The following is a 17,936-nucleotide window of genomic DNA, read 5'->3' on the forward strand; positions in this document are numbered from 1 at the left end:
ATGCTTGGCCACCTGCTCCTATCGCTTAGCCTGCCGCTCTTCATCGGGCTAGTGTTCAGCCTAGCGTTCGAAGCGCTGCTGTCTCCACGGCCTGCTCCTCTCTGGCAGCGGCCGATGGCAGCCAATGTGATCCATCTCGGCAGTTGGCTACTGCTATTTGGGCTTTTCACGCTGCTGCTCCAGCGTCCCTGGTTTGCCGTGGTCTTCGTGCTGTCACTCCAGCTCGTGGTGGTCCAGTCAAGCAATACCAAGTCCAAAACGCTCAACGAACCGTTCATCTGCCACGACTTCGAGTACTTCTGGGACGCCATCCTGCACCCACGGCTTTATGTCCCGTTTTTTGGCATTGGCCTCGCCATCGCGGCCAGCAGCGCGGGGGCCATCGCCATTGGCAGCTTTCTCTATGTGGAGCCGTCGCTGGTTAGCCAGTGGAGCACCGTGCTCTTTTTACAAAGCAACGGACTGCTCGCCGGGCTCGGGGCGGTGCTGGTAGCCGTTGGTTTACGCTCACTCGGCGCCATGTCCCTGCAACCGGTCGAGGATCTACATCGCGTGGGGCTATATGCCAGCCTTTGGGCCTATGGGGTAGCATTGATGCGCTCGTCACCGCCTGACCCTTTGGCATCCCCCTACGCGGCTGCCAGCCAGCCCAGTGCCGTCGCTTCACCAGATAGCGCCGAGCGACCCAATGTCGTCCTGGTCCAGAGCGAATCATTTTTCGATCCGCGCCCATGGTGTCCAGAGGTTGCGCCGACGCTACTGCAACATTTCGACACCACCTTTACCGAGGCCGTCGAAAAGGGCGAGTTGAGCGTGCCGGCCTGGGGGGCCAATACCGTACGCACCGAATGCGCCGTGCTCACGGGGTTGGCACCCAGCGCCTGGGGTGCCCGCCAGTTCAACCCCTACCGCACGCTAAGCCGTTACCCGCTGCCCAGCGTGGCGAGCGCTTTTCGCGCGCAGGGTTACCGCACTATTTGCGTGCACCCTTACCCCGCTACCTTTTACATGCGCGACAAGGTCATTCCGCAGCTAGGCTTTGATACCTTTATCGATATCAGCGCGTTTAGCAGCAGCGATAAGCACGGGCAGTACATAGGCGACCGAGCCGTGGCACGAAAGGTTGGACGCCTGCTGAAAGATGACGATAATAGGCCGCTATTTATTTTTGTGATCACCATGGAAAACCACGGCCCGCTGCATCTGGAAGCGCCCCAACAGGCACGTTTGGCCGATACGCTGCCGAACGCCGCGTGGCCGCTTCCAGGCCATCTGCGGGAGCTCGCCGTTTACTTGCACCATTTAGGTGAAGCTGATCAAATGCTGGCAAGCGTTAAAACAGCGCTAAACGAGAGCACGAGGCCTGGAATACTGAGCTGGTATGGCGACCACGTCCCTATACTGCCCGATGCGTATGGGTACTTCATGCCCCCTACGGGCAGCACCCCATACATGATATGGTCAACGCAACCAACACCGCCTGACCAAATGCCTGCCGAGCAACCGCTGCAGGGAATAGCAGCCAACGAACTTGGCGTCCGGCTATTTAAACAAGTGTTTGGACGCGATATAAGTAACGATGTGATCAAGGCAGAACCAGAACCTCAGGAGCAAGAATGACTAAACGTGTGGCCATCATCGGTGCCGCCCATCGTTTCCCCGGCACCACCCCTGAAACGTTCTGGCAAGACCTGCAAGCCGAAAAAGACCTCGTCACCCAAGTGGCCCCAGATCGCTGGAGCCATGAAGCCTTTTGGCACCCAGATAAACGCCACCCTGGCACCAGCGTCACCTTTGCTGCGGGTAGCCTGGGCGATATCAGCGGGTTCGACGCAGCGTTTTTCGGTATTTCCCCACGCGAAGCGGCCAATATGGACCCGCAGCAGCGCATGCTGCTAGAGCTCGCCTGGGAAACCATGGAAAGCGCCGGCATTGTGCCCAGCACTCTGCGTGGCAGCCAGTGCGGCGTTTTCCTGGGCGTCGCCAGTCTTGACTACTCTTACCGTTTAGCCGATGACATGTCGGCTATTGATGCTTCGACCGCCACGGGCAACACCTCGAGCATCGCCTCCAACCGACTCTCTTATGTGTTTGACTTGCATGGCCCCAGTATGTCGCTGGATACCGCGTGCTCGTCCTCCATGGTGGCGTTTCACCAGGCTTGCCAATCCATTCGCAGCGGTGAAACGACCATGGCACTGGCGGGCGGTATCAGCCTGCACTTGCACCCCTACGGCTTTATCATTTTCTCTAAAGCCAGCATGCTCTCGCCCACCGGCCGCTGCCAAGTGTTCGATGAAGCGGGCAACGGCTACGTGCGCTCAGAAGGCGCTGGGATATTCCTGCTCAAGGACTACGACCTAGCCGTTGCCGATGGCGATAACATTCTGGCCGTGGTCGCCGGGTCAGCCGTGAATACCGACGGTCATAAATCCGGCCTGACGGTACCCAACACCAGCGCTCAAACCGACTTGATGCGTCGCGCCTACGAGCAAGCGGGCATCTCCCCCGATGAGATCGACTATTTAGAAGCCCACGGTACCGGCACCGCCGTTGGCGACCCCATCGAAACCCGCGCCATTGGCGAGGCCATTGGCAAACATCGGCAAACGCCGCTGCCGATTGGTTCGGTAAAAAGTAATGTCGGCCACTTGGAAACCGCCTCGGGCGTGGCGGGGCTTGCCAAAGCGCTTTATAGCCTGCAGCACCGCGAGGTGCCCGCGACCATTGGTATTCGCAAGCTGAATCCGCGCATCAAGTTCGACGAATGGAACTTGAGCGTGGTCACCAAAGCCCAGCCGCTGAAACCCACAGGCCGTTTGGTGATTGGCATCAACTCGTTTGGCTTTGGTGGCGCCAACGCCCACGTCATTTTGGAGAGCGCACCGGAAAAAGCGGCAGCGCCTCGCCAAACACCCACTACCCCGCTGCCCATTCGCCTTAGCGCCCGCAGTGAAGCAGCCTTGACCGACAATGCGCTGGCGCTGGCCAAGCACCTGCAGGTATCCGGGCAGGATTTTTACGATATAGCCCATACGCTTTATCACCACCGTGAGCAGCACAGCCACGGCGCACTCTGCTTTGCCAGCAGTGCAGAAGAAGCAGCCACGGCACTGCGTCAGTTTGCCGAAGGCGAAGCCAGCCAGGTCATGACGCTGGAGCGCCTCGCCAACGCCAGGGGCCCGGTGTTCGTTTATGACGGTAACGGCTGCCAGTGGGAAACCATGGGCCACGACCTGTTGGATACCGACGCCGACTTCACTGCTGCCATTGACCGCGTCGACGCCCTGTTCCAGCGCTACGGCAGCTTTTCACTGCGTGACGAATTAGCAGGCCGTAACCAGCTAGAAGGCGAAGAGAGCCGCTTTGTACGCACCGAAATCGCTCAGCCTGCGCTGTTTGCCCTGCAAGTGGCGCTCACCGAGTGGCTAAAAGCCCAAGGCATTACCCCTGCTGCCGTGTTTGGTCACAGCGTGGGCGAAGTTGCCGCCGCTTGGGCCTCCGGCGCGCTCAGCCTGGAAGATGCGGTCAAAGTCATCTATTACCGCAGCGATTTCCAAGGCAAAACCCGTGGCTTGGGTGAGATGACCGCAGTGGCGATGAGCGCTGAAGAGATCGCCCCTTGGCTTGCCAAACCAGCATTTGACCGCGTAAGCCTAGCAGGCATTAATAGCCCTAAAGGCATTACCCTAGCAGGCGACCGCGGCCAGCTTAGCGAGCTGGAAGCCGCACTGAGCGCCGAAGGCACCTTTGCCAAACGCCTGCCGCTGGATTACGCCTTCCATAGCCCCGCCATGGATAGCATCCAGTCAGGCGTGGTTGATGCTCTTGCGGACATCAAGCCCCAAGCCACAGAGATCCCCTATTTCTCTACGGTGACAGGCGCGCTCAGTGAAGGCACGAAACTGGACGCCCACTACTGGTGGCTCAACATCCGCGAGCCGGTGCTCTTCGATAGCGCAGCGACCGCCCTCATCGAGCAGGGTTACAACGTCTTCGTCGAAGTCGGGGCGCACCCGATCTTACGCCGCTATCTCAACGAATCGCTGCGCCAGCAAGAGCGCAGCGGCTTAGTCTTCGGCACCATCGAGCGCCACAAGCCAGGGTTAGAGGGCTTGAACCGCACGCTCAGCCAGCTGCTACTCAGCGGATTAAGCGTCAACAGCCAGCGCTTCTTCCCCGTGGAGGGCCAGCGCGTCCTGCTGCCCCGTTACTCATGGCAGCGCACTCACCTATGGGTTCAAGGCACCAACGACGGCCAAGGCCTGCTATCACGCTATTACCAGCACCCGTTGCTGGGTTACCCATTAGCGCAGCAAGAGCACACCTGGGAAAGCCAGCTAGACACCAAGCGGCAGCCTTGGCTGGCCGACCATGTGGTGGGTGAAGGGGCCGTCTTCCCCGGCGCGGGCTTCGTCGAGCTGGCGCTGGCCGCCGCGCTACAGCAGAAAGAGACGCCGGTTCTCGATATCGAAGAGCTGGAAATTCGTGCCCCGCTGCTGCTGGACGGGCCCAATGGCCGTACCATGCGTCTCACCCTCGACCCCGATGATGGACGTCTGACCATCCACTCCCGTGAGCCCGCCACGGGAAGCGAGTGGCAGCTCAATGCCGTGGCACGCCGGATGCGCGAAAGCCGCGGCTTCCTGCTCAACCGCAGGGCGCCAGCGCTACCCAAACGTGATGCTGACTACACCCTGGACGAGCATCTGCACATGGCCGAACGCATTGGCCTGCACTATGGCCCTGCGTTTCAGGCGATTCAACGCGGCTGGATCGAGGGCGATAGCGTCATTGGGGAAATCGCTCTCTCAGAGGCGGTAGCGGCTCAGTTAAACACGCTACACGTGCATCCGGGCATTCTGGATAGCGCTTTCCAAATGTTCATTCCGCTGCTGGCGCTGGCACAGCACAGTGAATTCGCCGCCCAACTCGCCTTCGTACCGGTGCGCGTCGGTCGTATCCAAGTCAATGCCGAGGCAGGCACGCCGGTGTTGGCGCGTGCGGTCATGGGCAAGCGCGCTCCGCACTCTTTCACGGCGGACTTCGAGCTTTACGATGCCCAAGGCCGCGCCGTGGCGGTGCTGAGCCAAACACGCTTCAAGGCCATTCGCCTCAACCGCGCGCACCACCAACACTTTAGCTATTTAGACGTGGAGCTCACGCCCGCACCGCTGAAAGCCGCCGCGCTACCGCTTCCCGCAGACGCACTGACGCGCCTGATGGGCTTGAGCGATGCTTACACCGCCAGCACTGGCCAGCGCTATGCGCAAGAAGTTGCCCCCCTGCTCGATAGCCTTAGCGAGGCCTTCTTCCAGCAGGCTAATGGCGGCGGCGACGACGAACCCCCAGCGCCAGAGACCATTTGGCAGCTCTTGGTGCAGGAGTATCCCGACTACTTCGCGCCCATTCACCTCGTCGGCCGCTTGGGCCTGCACCGTGAACCGCTACTCAATGGCCGTGATACGCTGGAAAGCCTGGGCATTAGTGCCGAGCACTTGGCTGGCATCAACCGGGTACTGATCGGTGAAAATGGCTGGCAAGTACTGGCGCGCGAGCTAGGCGCGCTGATGGACGCCTCTCTGGCTACTTTGCCGGATGGACAGCACCTCAATCTACTGGAAGCAGGCCCCTGCGCGCCCGCGTTGGGCCAGCGCTTGCTGGAACAGCTTGCCCACGGCGCCCCGGCTACGAACGACCGTTATCGCTACCGCGCGCTCACCACGAGCGACACGGCGCGCCACCAGGCGGAACAGCTGCAAGAGCGCTACCCGCTGATGGACATTCAGTCATTAGACGAGGCGCTACCGGCACTGACAGCTGCGCAAAAGGCACAGCTTGCGTTTGTCAGCGCGGATGTCACCCAGCCCGAGCGCACACGCCAGCTGATCGACGCCCTGCCCGCTCAACTGGCCCCAGGCGCACAGATCATGGTGATTGGCCTTCATCCCAGCCGTTGGCTGGATGACCTGCTGGCAACACCGGGCATCGACCAAGCGGCGCTCGAACAGAGCACGCTCATCGAGTGGTTGAGTAGCCAGGGGCTGAGCGTCTCCGCGCCTCTCGAGTTAGAAGAGAGCGGCGCTTACCTGCTGCACGCGCAACAAACAGAGCACAACGACGCCAACGTTCAGGCATCCACCACTCAAACGCTGCTGGTGGCCGATGTTCAGCAAGAAGCGCTCGCGGCAGCGTTGGCCGAACAGTTGAATAGTCATGCAGGCCACAGCGTATGGCTTCGCATCAGCGATGCAGCGCCGCAAACGCTGCTCAACGAAGCGCTTGCCGACCTGCCCGAAACACCTGCGGCACTGAACGTGCTTGACCTGCGTGAACTGGGTAGCACGGCCACGTCAGCCCAAACCCAACGCTGCTTTGGCGCACAGCAGTGGTCATTGGCGCTAGAAGCCAGCGGACTGGAAGCGCAAGGCAGTGCCGTGACGCTATGGCTAGCCACTCAAGGCTATCAACGCGCCGATGACGCCGCGCTATGGGGCTTTGGCCGCTCGCTGGCCAACGAAGCCGTTGGCCACAGCGTCACCCTCATCGACCTGCCTGATACCCCCAGCGCGGCCGCGTTAGCCATCGCGGCAGCCTCTATCGCTGAACCGGATAGCGAAAACGAGCTGGTGATTACCCAGGAAGGCACCCGCTTCGCCACGCGCCTACGCACGCTGCCTGCGCCGCATCCGCAAACCGCCGACAGCGAAGCGCCACGCCAAGCCATGACACTGGGCTTTACCCTGCCCGGCCAACTGCGCCAGCTACAGTGGCGGCCGCGCCAACTGCCAGAGCTAGGCGCGGATGACGTCGAAGTACGCGTCAAAGCAACTGGCCTCAACTTCCGCGATGTGATGTACACCCTGGGCCTGCTCTCAGATGAAGCGATTGAGAACGGCTTTGCTGGCCCTACTCTAGGGCTTGAGTTCTCCGGCGAAGTAATGGCCGTGGGCAGTAACGTGCACCACCTGACACCCGGCCAAGGTGTTGTGGGGTTTGGTCCCGCCAGCTTCAGCGACCGCCTGATGGCCAGCCAGCACGCCGTGGCGCCCCTGCCGGAAGGCGTCAGCTACGCCGCTGCCGCCACCATCCCGACGACCTTTTTTACCGTGTACTACGCGCTAAAACACTTGGCGCGTTTAGAACCCGGCGAAAAAGTGCTGATTCACGGCGCTGCAGGCGGTGTGGGCATTGCCGCGCTACAAATCGCCCAGTGGATGGGGGCCGAGATTTACGCCACGGTGGGCTCGGAAGAGAAGCGTGATTTCCTCCGCCTAATGGGCGAAGAGCGCCTTTACGACTCCCGCTCGCTCACCTTCGCAGAAGAGATCCTCGAAGATACCCAGGGTGAGGGCGTCGATGTCGTCCTCAACTCCCTGGCCGGTGAAGCCATCAACCAGAACCTGCGCGCCCTGCGCCCGTTTGGTCGTTTCCTGGAGCTAGGCAAGCGCGACTTCTATGAAAACACCCATATCGGCCTGCGCCCGTTCCGCAACAACCTGAGCTACTTCGGGATCGACTCCGACCAGCTGATGAAAGTGCAACCGGCCCTCACCCAGCGCCTGTTCGGCGAAATGATGGCACTGTTCAACGACGGCACGCTGAGCCCGCTACCGTTTACCGCCTTTAGCCATAGCCAAGTCATCGATGCCTTCCGCTACATGCAGCAGGCGCGCCAGATCGGCAAGGTGGTGGTGACTTACGAACAGCCCATTGCCCCGCCACGCCAGGAGCAGCTAGGCACCGCCCGCATGGCATTGCCCAGCGATGCCAGTTACTTGGTGACCGGCGGCTTGGGCGGGTTTGGTCTGAAAACTGCACAATGGCTGGTCGATAAAGGCGCGCGGGAGCTGATTCTACTCAGCCGCAGCGGCCCGGCCAGTGAAGAAGCGCAAGCAGCCGTGGCTGACTTCGAAGCCCAAGGCGTGAAAGTGCTGGCAGCGGCTTGCGACATTACCAACCGCGATGCGCTGGCCAAGGTGCTGGAACGCGCGAAAAGTGAGCTAAGCCCGCTGCGTGGCATCGTGCATGCCGCTACGGTGATCGACGACGGTCTGATTCGCAACCTGGATGCCGAGCGGATTCACAAAGTGCTCTCACCGAAGATCGACGGTGCCAAACACCTGGAAGCGCTGACAGCCAACGAAGCCCTTGACTTCTTCGTGCTCTATTCATCGGCGACCACGCTGTTTGGCAACCCAGGCCAAGCCAACTATGTGGCCGCTAACCACTGGCTCGAAGCGTTCGCGGCCCGCCGTCGTGCCCAAGGTCTACCGGCCACCTGCGTGCGCTGGGGTGCCATCGAAGACGTCGGCTTCCTGGCCCGCAACACCCGCACCCGCGACGCCCTCCAAGAGCGTTTGGGAGGCTCGGCGCTGCGTTCCGACGACGCCCTGAAGGTGCTGGAGCAAATGCTGCTGACGCCTGGGCCAAGCCTGGGCGTGCTGGAGCTGGAATGGGGCGCACTGGCGCGTTTCCTGCCCACCTCCGACACCCCGCGTTTCGACGAAATTGCCCGCGCCAGCGACGACGACGGTAGCCTGGATAGCGACGACGACATCAGCGCGCTGCTGGCAGATCTCTCGCCGGAAGAGCTGCACAGCACGATCACCGAACTGCTGCGCGCCGAACTGGCCAGCATTCTGCTCATCGATGAAGAAAAAATCGATGTGAACCGCTCGGTCTACGACATGGGCTTCGACTCGCTTATGGGGGTCGAGTTAATGACGGCCATCGAGAACCGCCTGGGCGTTCAAGTGCCGGTCATGGTCCTCAGCGAAGCCTCCACCCTCGACAAGCTCGCAGGTGTGCTGATTCAGAAGCTCCACCAGCACGATGAAGACGTTGAAGAGTCGCCGCAAGATGCGTTAGCCTCTCTGGCCGCCCGCCACGGCGCGGATGGCATCAACAGCGAGCCCGCATCCTCCCCTGCGACCGAGACACCATGACCGCCAAGCGTTCTGAGTTAAAACGCCAGCTTCTGGAAAAAGCGCGCCAGCGCCCCACCGCCAGAGCCGCCGCTCCCTCTGCCCCCAGCGCCCAAGGCGCGGGGGCAGCCCGTTCCGTGCCCGAGCGCTTTACGCGCTTCGATGCGCACCCAGGCTATCAGCAGCTCATGATGATGCGCCAAGGCGCTGAGCAGCTCGGCCTGGAGGTGCCCTTCTTCAAGGTACATGAGGGCCTGGCGGGGGCCACGAGCGTGATGGATGGCCGCACCTGCATCAACTTTGCCAGCTACAACTACTTGGGTTACTCCGGCGACCCGCGGGTCATCCACGCCGCCTGCGAGGCCGCCCAGCACTACGGCACTTCGGTATCTGCCAGCCGTGTGGTCTCGGGCGAGCGGCCCATTCATGGCGAGCTGGAACAGGCCATCGCCAAGGCGTATGCCGTGGAAGATGCCGTGGCCTTCGTCAGCGGTCACGCCACCAACGTCTCCACGCTAGGCTACCTGCTGGGCCCCAAGGATCTGATCCTCCACGACGAGTACATCCACAATAGCTCGTTGGTGGGCGCGCAGCTCTCGGGCGCCAAACGCATGTCGTTTAGCCACAACGACCCGGACGCCCTGGAAGCACTGCTCACCCAACACCGCCACCAGTTCGAGCGTGTGTTGATAGTGATCGAAGGGCTCTACAGCATGGACGGCGACATCCCCGACCTGCCGCGTTTTATCGCCCTCAAACAGCGCCATCAAGCCTGGCTAATGGTCGATGAAGCCCACTCTTTCGGCGTGATGGGAGAAACCGGCCTGGGCCTGCGGGAACACTTTGCCATTGACCCCACCGATGTCGATATCTGGATGGGCACCATGAGCAAAACGCTTTCCGGCTGCGGTGGCTACATCGCGGGTAGCACTGCGCTAGTCGAGACGCTGCGCTACTTCGCACCGGGCTTTTTGTACAGCGTTGGTATGCCCGCCCAAGTGGCCGCCCCTTCGCTCAAGGTACTGGAGCTGATGCCCCAAGAACCCGAGCGGGTCGCCAAGCTACAGGCCATCTCCCGTTACTTCCTCGAACAGGCGCAAGCACGCGGCATGGACACCGGCCACAGCATCGGCTCCGCCGTCGTCCCCGTCATCGTCGGCAGCTCGCCCCTGGCCGCCAGGCTCTCCAACGCCCTGCTCGAAAAAGACATCAACGTCCAACCCATCCTCTACCCCGCCGTCCCCGAAAAAAGCGCCCGCCTACGCTTCTTCCTCTCCTGCGAACACACCCAAGCCCATATCGATGAAACATTAGACGTGCTTGAAAAGCTGTTGGCAAAAGGGATGTGATTCGTGGTGAATGGTGAATGGTGAATGGTGAATGCCAACACCGTAGCGCGGCGTAACGAATCTTGCGAGGCACGAGCAAATGAGGCACCCGCGAAGGCGGCGGATAGCCGCCTGGATGATGCCACTGCAAATCATCACACCACAGTGCCAACTTCGGCACTCCTAACGGAGTGCTTCGCGGGTGCGCTATCGCTTACACCGCGCTACAGGTGCCCGCTTAAGTGCAATGGAGCCACGTAGCGCGGCGTAACGAAAGAGCGAGAGCAACGAGCGAAAGAGGCACCCGCGGAGGCGGCGATAGCCGCCTAGAAGGTGGCACGTTAAACTAGGGAGCCACTGGGCAATAGGAAAAAGTCAATGGTAGTAGAAACAATCGAGACCAGCACTGCCCACTGGTACGTCATTCAGTGCAAAGGCAGCGAATCTTTTCGCGCGGCGGAACACCTCTCTAATCAAGGATACGAGGTGTTTCACCCGGTGCTGGATGTAAAACGCAAACGCCAAGGCAAGCTCACCACCGTCACCGAGCCGCTGTTTCCCTACTATCTATTCATCCGTTTAGACCAGGTCGTCAGCAACTGGCGGCCCATCCGCTCTACGCGTGGCGTCCTGCGCCTGCTCACCTTTGGCAACACGCCCATCGCCGTACCCGACGCCCTCGTCGACACCCTGCGTGCCCAACCCCATCGCCAAGAAGGCAGCCACAGTTACTTCACCGCTGGCGAAAAAGTCACCATCACCGACGGCCCCTTCAAAGATCTAGAAGCCATCTTCACCCGCTGCAAAGGCGAAGAACGCGCCATCGTATTGCTCAACGTCCTTCAACGCCCACAACACGTAGAACTACCGGTTGAAAGCTTGGAAAAGCGGTGAAGCGAATGGCGAATGGCGAATGGCGAATGGCGAATGATGGTAAACGGTGAATGATCAACCGTAGCGCGGCGTAACGAATCTTGTGAGGCACGAGCAAATGAGGCACCCGCGAAGGCGGCGGATAGTCGCCTGATCCAGCCACCGTGAATCATCAAACCTCGGTGCCACCCTCGGCACTCCTAACGGAGTGCTTCGCGGGTGCGCTCCGCTTACGCCGCGCTACGGGTGCCCATCTCAAGTGCCGTAAAACCTATCAACACAGAGCAACTGCACATACCCGTAGCGCGGCGTAACGAATCTTGCGAGGCACGAGCAAATGAGGCACCCGCGAAGGGCGGCGCCAGCCGCCCTGATCACGCCACCACAAGCAACCGCGCCACCGCTCACACATATGGCTTCATCGGCATCCCTAACGGGATGCTTCGCGGGTGCGCTCCGCTTACACCGCGCTACGGGGTCATCGCCAACATCGGGCACAGGTAACCCCCCCCCGCACGAAAGATGCACTCCCTTCCCAATCAAGGTACGCTTACCCTAAATTCACTGCAGGGAAGCAGCCCTTGGCCACCTACCGACGCGCGCACATCCCCGGCGGCACCTACTTCTTCACAGTGGTAACCTACGGCCGCCAACCGCTCCTGGCGGACCACCTCAACATCAACGCCCTGGGCCGGGCCTTCCGTCGCGTGAAAGAAGAACGCCCCTTCACCATGGACGCCTTCGTCCTGATGCCCGACCACCTGCACTGTATCTGGACACTCCCCGAAGGAGATGCGGATTACTCCTCCCGATGGAGAGACGTCAAAAAGTATGCCTCTCAAGAATTTTTGTTTCCCCCCGGCAGCCCACATGCTTGGCAGCGTGGATTTTGGGAGCACGTCATCCGCGATGAGAACGATTGGCAGCGCCACATGGATTACATCCATTACAACCCAGTGAAGCACGGCTGGGCGCAGTCCCCCCGCGAATGGCAATGGTCCAGCTTTCACCAATGCGTCAAGAAGGGATGGTACGAGCCAGACTGGGGAGCGCAAGACATACCGGACGTCGCCGATATGGACTGGGAGTAGAATGCCTGCCCCCCTACCGGAGTGCTTCGCGGGTGCGCTCCACTTACACCGCGCTACGGGTGCCTTCCCTTGAGCACCGTAGAACCTATCAACACTGGGCAACTGCACATACCCGTAGCGCGGCGTAACGAATCTTGCGAGGCACGAGCAAATGAGGCACCCGCGAAGGCGGCGGATAGCCGCCTGATCAAGCCATCGCAAATCATCACACCTCGGCGCCACCATCGGCACTCCTAACGGAGTGCTTCGCGGGTGCGCTCCGCTTACACCGCGCTACGGGTTCTCACCTCAAGTGCCGACACTGGGCGCTTGCACATACCCGTAGCGCGGCGTAACGAATGAGCGAGAGCAACGAGCGAATGAGGCACCCGCGAAGGCGGCGGATAGCCGCCTGATCCAGCCACCGTGAATCATCAAACCTCGGTGCCACCCTCGGCACTCCTAACGGAGTGCTTCGCGGGTGCGCTCCGCTTACGCCGCGCTACGGGTGCCCATCTCAAGTGCCGTGATACCTATCAACACAGAGCAACTGCACATACCCGTAGCTCGGCGTAACGAAAGAGCGAGATTAACGAGCGAAGGAGGCACCCGCGAAGGCGGCGATAGCCGCCTGGATGAAGCTGCCGTGAATGATCACACCTCGGTGCCACCATCGGCACTCCTAACGGAGTGCTTCGCGGGTGCGCTCCACTTACACCGCGCTACGGGTTCTCACCTCAATTGCCGACACTGGGCGCTTGCACATACCCGTAGCGCGGCGTAACGAATCTTGCGAGGCACGAGCAAATGAGGCACCCGCGAAGGCGGCGATAGCCGCCTGATCAAGCCACCGCAAATCATCACACCACAGTGCCACCATCGGCACTCCTAACGGAGTGCTTCGCAGGTGCGCTCCGCTTACGCCGCGCTACGGGTGCCTGCCTCAAGTGCCGTGATACCTATCAACACAGAGCAACTGCACATACCCGTAGCGCGGCGTAACGAATCTTGCGAGGCACGAGCAAATGAGGCACCCGCGAAGGCGGCGCTAGCCGCCTGATCAAGCCACCGCAAATCATCACACCACCGTGCCACCTTCGGCACTCCTAACGGAGTGCTTCGCGGGTGCGCTCCGCTTACACCGCGCTACGGGTGCCTACCTCAAGTGCGGTGGCACCTATCAACATGGGTAATTTAGTGGCCCCACACCACAAAGTAAGGGTTTAGCTTTTCAGCGGGGTTGGCATAGCTGAGCGGTTCGCCTTTCAGGGTATCGACGCGTCCACCTGCAGAGCGCACGACCGCATGAGCGGCGCCGGTGTCCCAAAGGCAGGTGGGGCCCAAGCGTGGGTACGCATCGGCTTTGCCTTCGGCAATCAGGCAAAGCTTGAGTGAGCTACCCATGGGAAGCATTCCGTGTTCGCCTAATTTATCCAGCCAAGCCGCTAAATCTGGGCTGGGGTGAGAGCGACTACCCACGACGCGCCACGTGGCGCCTTCAGCAGGCTGTCCAGCCACTCGAATGGCATGACGTTGGCCGTCTTTCTCAACCTTAAACGCACCTACGCCTTCAGCCGCCACATAAGCCGTCCCTAGCGCCGGGGCAGTCACCACGCCGAGCACGGGCGTGCCGTTTTCGATCAGCGCAATATTGACGGTGAACTCTCCGTTACGCTTGATGAATTCCTTGGTGCCATCCAAGGGATCGACTAGCCAATAGCGTCCGTCGGCATCCACGCCCGCAAACCCTTCCATGTCCTCTTCGGAGAGAATCGGGAGGCGAACCGACAGCGACTGAAGGCCACGCACGATAACGTGATGCGCCGCTTGATCCGCCTCGGTCAGTGGGCTTTTATCCTCTTTCTCTTCGACACTGAAGTCACGGGCATAGACCTTCATGATGGCATCGCCCGCCTCGCGTGCAATGCGCTCTACCGCCTCCAGCAGTGTTTGATCGATCATCGTATCCATCCTTTACATTCGACATTAAAAACCGCCAACAACCCAAAGATGCTAAGTCGTTGGCGGTATGACGACAGAGGCTGACTCCAACCCCCTATCGCGACGTCAACTGCGTGTCGTTAGCTGATCAAGCCGCGCTCACGTAGCGCCTCGATTACCGCATCGGCGGCTTCTTCGGCACTCATTTCAGACGTCTTCAAATGAACGTCGGGCGACTCGGGCGCTTCATAGGCGGAATCGATCCCCGTAAAATTCTTCAATTCGCCACGGCGCGCCTTTTTGTAGAGGCCTTTTGGATCACGCGCTTCCACCACGTCCAACGGCGCATCGACATAAATCTCGATGAACTCACCCTCTTCCAACAGATCACGGGCCAACTGCCGCTCACTGCGGAACGGTGAAATGAAGGCCGACATGACGATCAGGCCCGCATCGACCATCAGCTTGGCGGTTTCCGCCACCCGGCGCACGTTCTCGACGCGGTCGGCATCGGTGAACCCCAGGTCACGGTTCAAGCCATGGCGGACGTTATCGCCATCCAGCAAATAAGTATGCTGGCCGTTACCAAACAGCTTCTTTTCCACCAAGTTGGCAATGGTCGACTTACCCGCGCCAGACAACCCCGTGAACCATAGCACCGCAGGCTTTTGACCTTTGGCTAGCGCGCGTGCTTGCTTGTCGATATCCACGTGCTGCATATGAATGTTCTGGCTGCGGCGTAGCGCAAAGTGCAGCATGCCAGCGCCGACCGTATTGTTCGTCATACGGTCAATGAGGATGAAACCACCGGTATCCTGGTTCTCTTTATACGCATCGAACGCGACGGCGCGGTTCAAGCTAATCGTACACACGCCGATCCCATTCAAGTCCAGCTGCTTACCCGCTGTGTGCTCAAGCGTATTAACGTTTACTTGGTACTTGATATCGGTGACCGTAGCAGATACGAGCTGAGTCCCTAGTTTCATTAGGTAGGGACGTCCCGGCAGCAGCGGCGCCTCATGCATCCATACCAGCGTGGTTTCGAACTGGTCGGCCGTGTGTGCCGGCTGGTCGACGCCAGAAATGATGTCCCCACGGGAAATATCGATCTCGTCATCGAGCAGCAGCGTGATGGATTGCCCGGCGACCGCTTCCTCCAAATCGCCATCGAACGTATAGATGCGCGAGACGGTGCTGGTTTTACCCGAGGGCTGTACACGAATAGGATCACCAGGACGAACGACGCCGCTGGCGATCATACCGGTAAAACCCCGGAAATCGAGATTCGGGCGGTTGACCCACTGCACGGGCATACGGAACGGTGAACGCTGCAAGCGCTCGTCATCTACCTCGATGGTCTCCAAGTAGCCCATCAGCGTGGTGCCGTGGTACCAAGGCATCTTCGCGCTGTGCTCGATGACGTTATCGCCCTTCAATGCCGACATCGGAATGAAGGTGATGTTTTCAAGCCCCAACTGCTTGGCGAACGCGCGGTACTCCTCGACGATTTGGTCGTAACGCGCTTTCGAGTAATCCACCAAGTCCATTTTATTGATGGCGACGATGATGTGTCGCATGCCCATGAGCGACATCAAAAAGCTGTGGCGGCGGGTTTGGGTCAGAATGCCGTGGCGAGCATCCACCATCAGAATCGCCGCATCGGCCGTAGACGCCCCGGTCACCATGTTGCGGGTGTACTGCTCGTGCCCTGGCGTATCCGCGACGATGAATTTGCGTTTCTCGGTGGAGAAGAAGCGGTACGCCACATCGATGGTAATACCCTGTTCGCGCTCAGCGGCCAAGCCATCGACCAGCAGCGCAAAGTCCATCTCACCGCCTTGCGTTCCGTACTTCTTGGAATCGGCTTCGATGGCAGCCAGCTGGTCTTCGAACAGCAGCTTGGATTCGAACAGCAAACGGCCAATCAGGGTACTTTTGCCATCGTCCACGCTTCCACAAGTGATGAAGCGCAACAAACCTTTATGCTCGTGGGACTTCAGGTAGCCCTCGATATCTTCAGCAATCAGATCGGATGAGTGCGACATTAGAAGTACCCCTCTTGCTTCTTCTTCTCCATGGACGCCGCGCTGTCATGGTCGATCACACGGCCCTGGCGCTCGGATGTTTTGGTCAACAGCATCTCTTGAATGATCGCGGGTAGCGTGTCGGCTTCCGACTCCACGGCACCGGTCAGCGGGTAGCAGCCTAAGGTACGGAAACGTACCTTGCGCATCATGGGCACTTCACCCGGTTCCAACGGCATGCGGTCATCATCGACCATGATCAGCGCGCCATCACGCTCCACCACCGGACGCTCGGCAGCGTAATAAAGCGGAACAATGGGAATGTTCTGCAGGTGGATGTACTGCCAAATATCCAGCTCGGTCCAGTTCGAGAGCGGGAAGACACGAATGGACTCTTTAGGGTGCTTGCGCGTGTTGTAAAGCTTCCACAGTTCCGGCCGCTGATTTTTCGGATCCCAGCGGTGCTGTGCGGTGCGAAAAGAGAACACGCGTTCTTTGGCACGGGACTTCTCTTCATCGCGCCGTGCCCCGCCAAATGCCGCATCGAAGCCATACTTGTCCAGTGCTTGCTTCAAGCCTTCGGTCTTCATTACATCGGTATGAATGGCCGAACCGTGAGTGAAGGGGTTGATGTCTTTCTCCACCCCTTCCGGATTGATATGCACGATCAATTCCATGCCGATCTCTTCGGCCATCTTGTCGCGGAATTCGTACATCGCTTGGAATTTCCAGCGGGTATCGACGTGCAGCAGCGGGAAAGGAGGCGGCGAGGGGGCAAAGGCCTTACGCGCCAGATGCAGCATCACCGCTGAATCCTTACCGACGGAGTAGAGCATCACCGGGTTTTCGGTCTCGGCGACCACTTCGCGCATGATCTGGATGCTTTCCGCTTCCAGCCGCTGTAAATGGGTGAGTGATGTCATCATCTTTCCCAACGTTGTGTGAAAAAACCGTTTTCAAGTGGCCGCTCGCGGCACTGCCTTAAAAACCTATGGATAAAAAGCCTTAGCGGTGTTCCAAACCGATATCTGCTGGTACCGCCACGACCGTTAACGTCGTTTGGCGGTCGAGCCACTCGGTAAGCGTTTGGCTAGCCGAGAACAGCGCGCCGTGAAACACCACGGCGGCAGGCCGAGGCAGCGATGCCCACACCGCCTGATAATCGAACGCGGCAGGCGGACGCTCGTAACAGCGCATGTAGAGCTTTCCGCGTGCCCCGTGCAGGTACACTTGATAGAGCGCCCGCTGCACATGCGCCACACGTCGTACGCCGCCCTGCCAGCGCTGCTCGGCGCTCGGGTAGAGAGAGAACGTCGGGGCGACCGTTTTCTCGAACCACCGCCCTGCACGAGTGCGCTTTTTGGCTAGCGCATTCAGCTCCCAGGGGGCATGCAGCAACCCTTCGGTTTCCCACCAGTGCTCAATGGCACGTTGGGTGAGCTTTAGCCCCAAGCGCACATTCACCAAGTCGGCCAGCGCAGCGCTACTCCAGCCCGGCATGCCTTGAGGAGGCGCACCATAAAGCGCCTCCCAAAGTACGGTCTGGGCGGCAGCGCCCAACGTATTGCCCTGCCCCTTCGTCCGGCCACGCGGCTTCACGGGTACGGCAGCCCATCCCCCTTCGCGAAAGGCCTTCCACGCCGCCGAAACCGTAGGCGCAGACAACCCCGTACGTTGGCTGGCCACCGCTACCGTATGGCCATCCAAACGCAGCCTGACAGCTTTTTTACGCTGCTCATTCAGGGCTTCAGGCGACAAATGTTTAGCGCTCAA

The 17,936-nt window shown here is 60.1% G+C and carries 9 protein-coding genes; 5 read left to right on the plus strand and 4 right to left on the minus strand.

Going from position 1 to position 17,936, the window contains the following annotated elements:
* The 5 genes from AC13CN_RS05810 to AC13CN_RS05830 all read left to right on the plus strand — a co-directional run bounded on the left by AC13CN_RS05810 (position 1) and on the right by AC13CN_RS05830 (position 12,219).
* A complete protein-coding gene (locus AC13CN_RS05810) occupies positions 1-1,620 on the plus strand; it encodes an LTA synthase family protein (protein ID WP_044629042.1) in 1,620 nt (539 codons plus the stop codon).
* Positions 1,617-8,948, plus strand: coding sequence for a type I polyketide synthase (locus tag AC13CN_RS05815; protein WP_483053065.1), 7,332 nt, complete (start codon positions 1,617-1,619; stop codon positions 8,946-8,948). The genes AC13CN_RS05810 and AC13CN_RS05815 overlap by 4 nt, the downstream gene beginning before the upstream one ends.
* Positions 8,945-10,276 (plus strand): aminotransferase class I/II-fold pyridoxal phosphate-dependent enzyme, encoded by a 1,332-nt coding sequence (locus AC13CN_RS05820; RefSeq protein WP_483053066.1) that lies wholly within the window; start codon positions 8,945-8,947, stop codon positions 10,274-10,276. The genes AC13CN_RS05815 and AC13CN_RS05820 overlap by 4 nt, the downstream gene beginning before the upstream one ends.
* Before the next feature lie 357 nt (positions 10,277-10,633).
* Positions 10,634-11,149: a transcription/translation regulatory transformer protein RfaH gene (gene rfaH / locus AC13CN_RS05825; protein WP_054645269.1), complete on the plus strand. Its 516-nt coding sequence runs from the start codon at positions 10,634-10,636 to the stop codon at positions 11,147-11,149.
* Between the two features lie 560 nt (positions 11,150-11,709).
* Positions 11,710-12,219: an REP-associated tyrosine transposase gene (locus AC13CN_RS05830; protein ID WP_054641575.1), complete on the plus strand. Its 510-nt coding sequence runs from the start codon at positions 11,710-11,712 to the stop codon at positions 12,217-12,219.
* A gap of 1,173 nt (positions 12,220-13,392) precedes the next feature.
* On the opposite strand, the gene cysQ is transcribed toward AC13CN_RS05830, so the two are convergent.
* From cysQ to AC13CN_RS05850, 4 genes are all read right to left on the minus strand, one after another.
* Complete coding sequence (gene cysQ / locus AC13CN_RS05835) at positions 13,393-14,160, minus strand: 3'(2'),5'-bisphosphate nucleotidase CysQ (RefSeq protein WP_483053067.1); 768 nt, start codon at positions 14,158-14,160, stop codon at positions 13,393-13,395.
* 119 nt (positions 14,161-14,279) lie between these two features.
* Complete coding sequence (gene cysN, locus AC13CN_RS05840) at positions 14,280-16,184, minus strand: sulfate adenylyltransferase subunit CysN (protein ID WP_483053068.1); 1,905 nt, start codon at positions 16,182-16,184, stop codon at positions 14,280-14,282.
* The gene (cysD, locus tag AC13CN_RS05845) at positions 16,184-17,086 is read right to left on the minus strand and encodes a sulfate adenylyltransferase subunit CysD (protein ID WP_054641454.1); all 903 of its coding nucleotides are present in this window, start codon (positions 17,084-17,086) and stop codon (positions 16,184-16,186) included. Before cysD ends, cysN begins: the two co-directional genes overlap by 1 nt.
* An 82-nt stretch (positions 17,087-17,168) precedes the next feature.
* Positions 17,169-17,936 (minus strand): helix-turn-helix domain-containing protein, encoded by a 768-nt coding sequence (locus AC13CN_RS05850; protein WP_483053069.1) that lies wholly within the window; start codon positions 17,934-17,936, stop codon positions 17,169-17,171.

The organism is Vreelandella sp. L-25 (genome assembly GCF_056857535.1).

What these genes read in the sequence shown, in the direction of transcription:
- AC13CN_RS05815 (WP_483053065.1), top strand. Translation starts at nt 1,617, where the DNA reads ATGACTAAACGTGTGGCCATCATCGGTGCCGCCCATCGTTTCCCCGGC.
- cysQ (WP_483053067.1), bottom strand. Translation starts at nt 14,160, where the DNA reads ATGATCGATCAAACACTGCTGGAGGCGGTAGAGCGCATTGCACGCGAG.
- cysD (WP_054641454.1), bottom strand. Translation starts at nt 17,086, where the DNA reads ATGACATCACTCACCCATTTACAGCGGCTGGAAGCGGAAAGCATCCAG.
- rfaH (WP_054645269.1), top strand. Translation starts at nt 10,634, where the DNA reads ATGGTAGTAGAAACAATCGAGACCAGCACTGCCCACTGGTACGTCATT.
- cysN (WP_483053068.1), bottom strand. Translation starts at nt 16,184, where the DNA reads ATGTCGCACTCATCCGATCTGATTGCTGAAGATATCGAGGGCTACCTG.
- AC13CN_RS05820 (WP_483053066.1), top strand. Translation starts at nt 8,945, where the DNA reads ATGACCGCCAAGCGTTCTGAGTTAAAACGCCAGCTTCTGGAAAAAGCG.
- AC13CN_RS05810 (WP_044629042.1), top strand. Translation starts at nt 1, where the DNA reads ATGCTTGGCCACCTGCTCCTATCGCTTAGCCTGCCGCTCTTCATCGGG.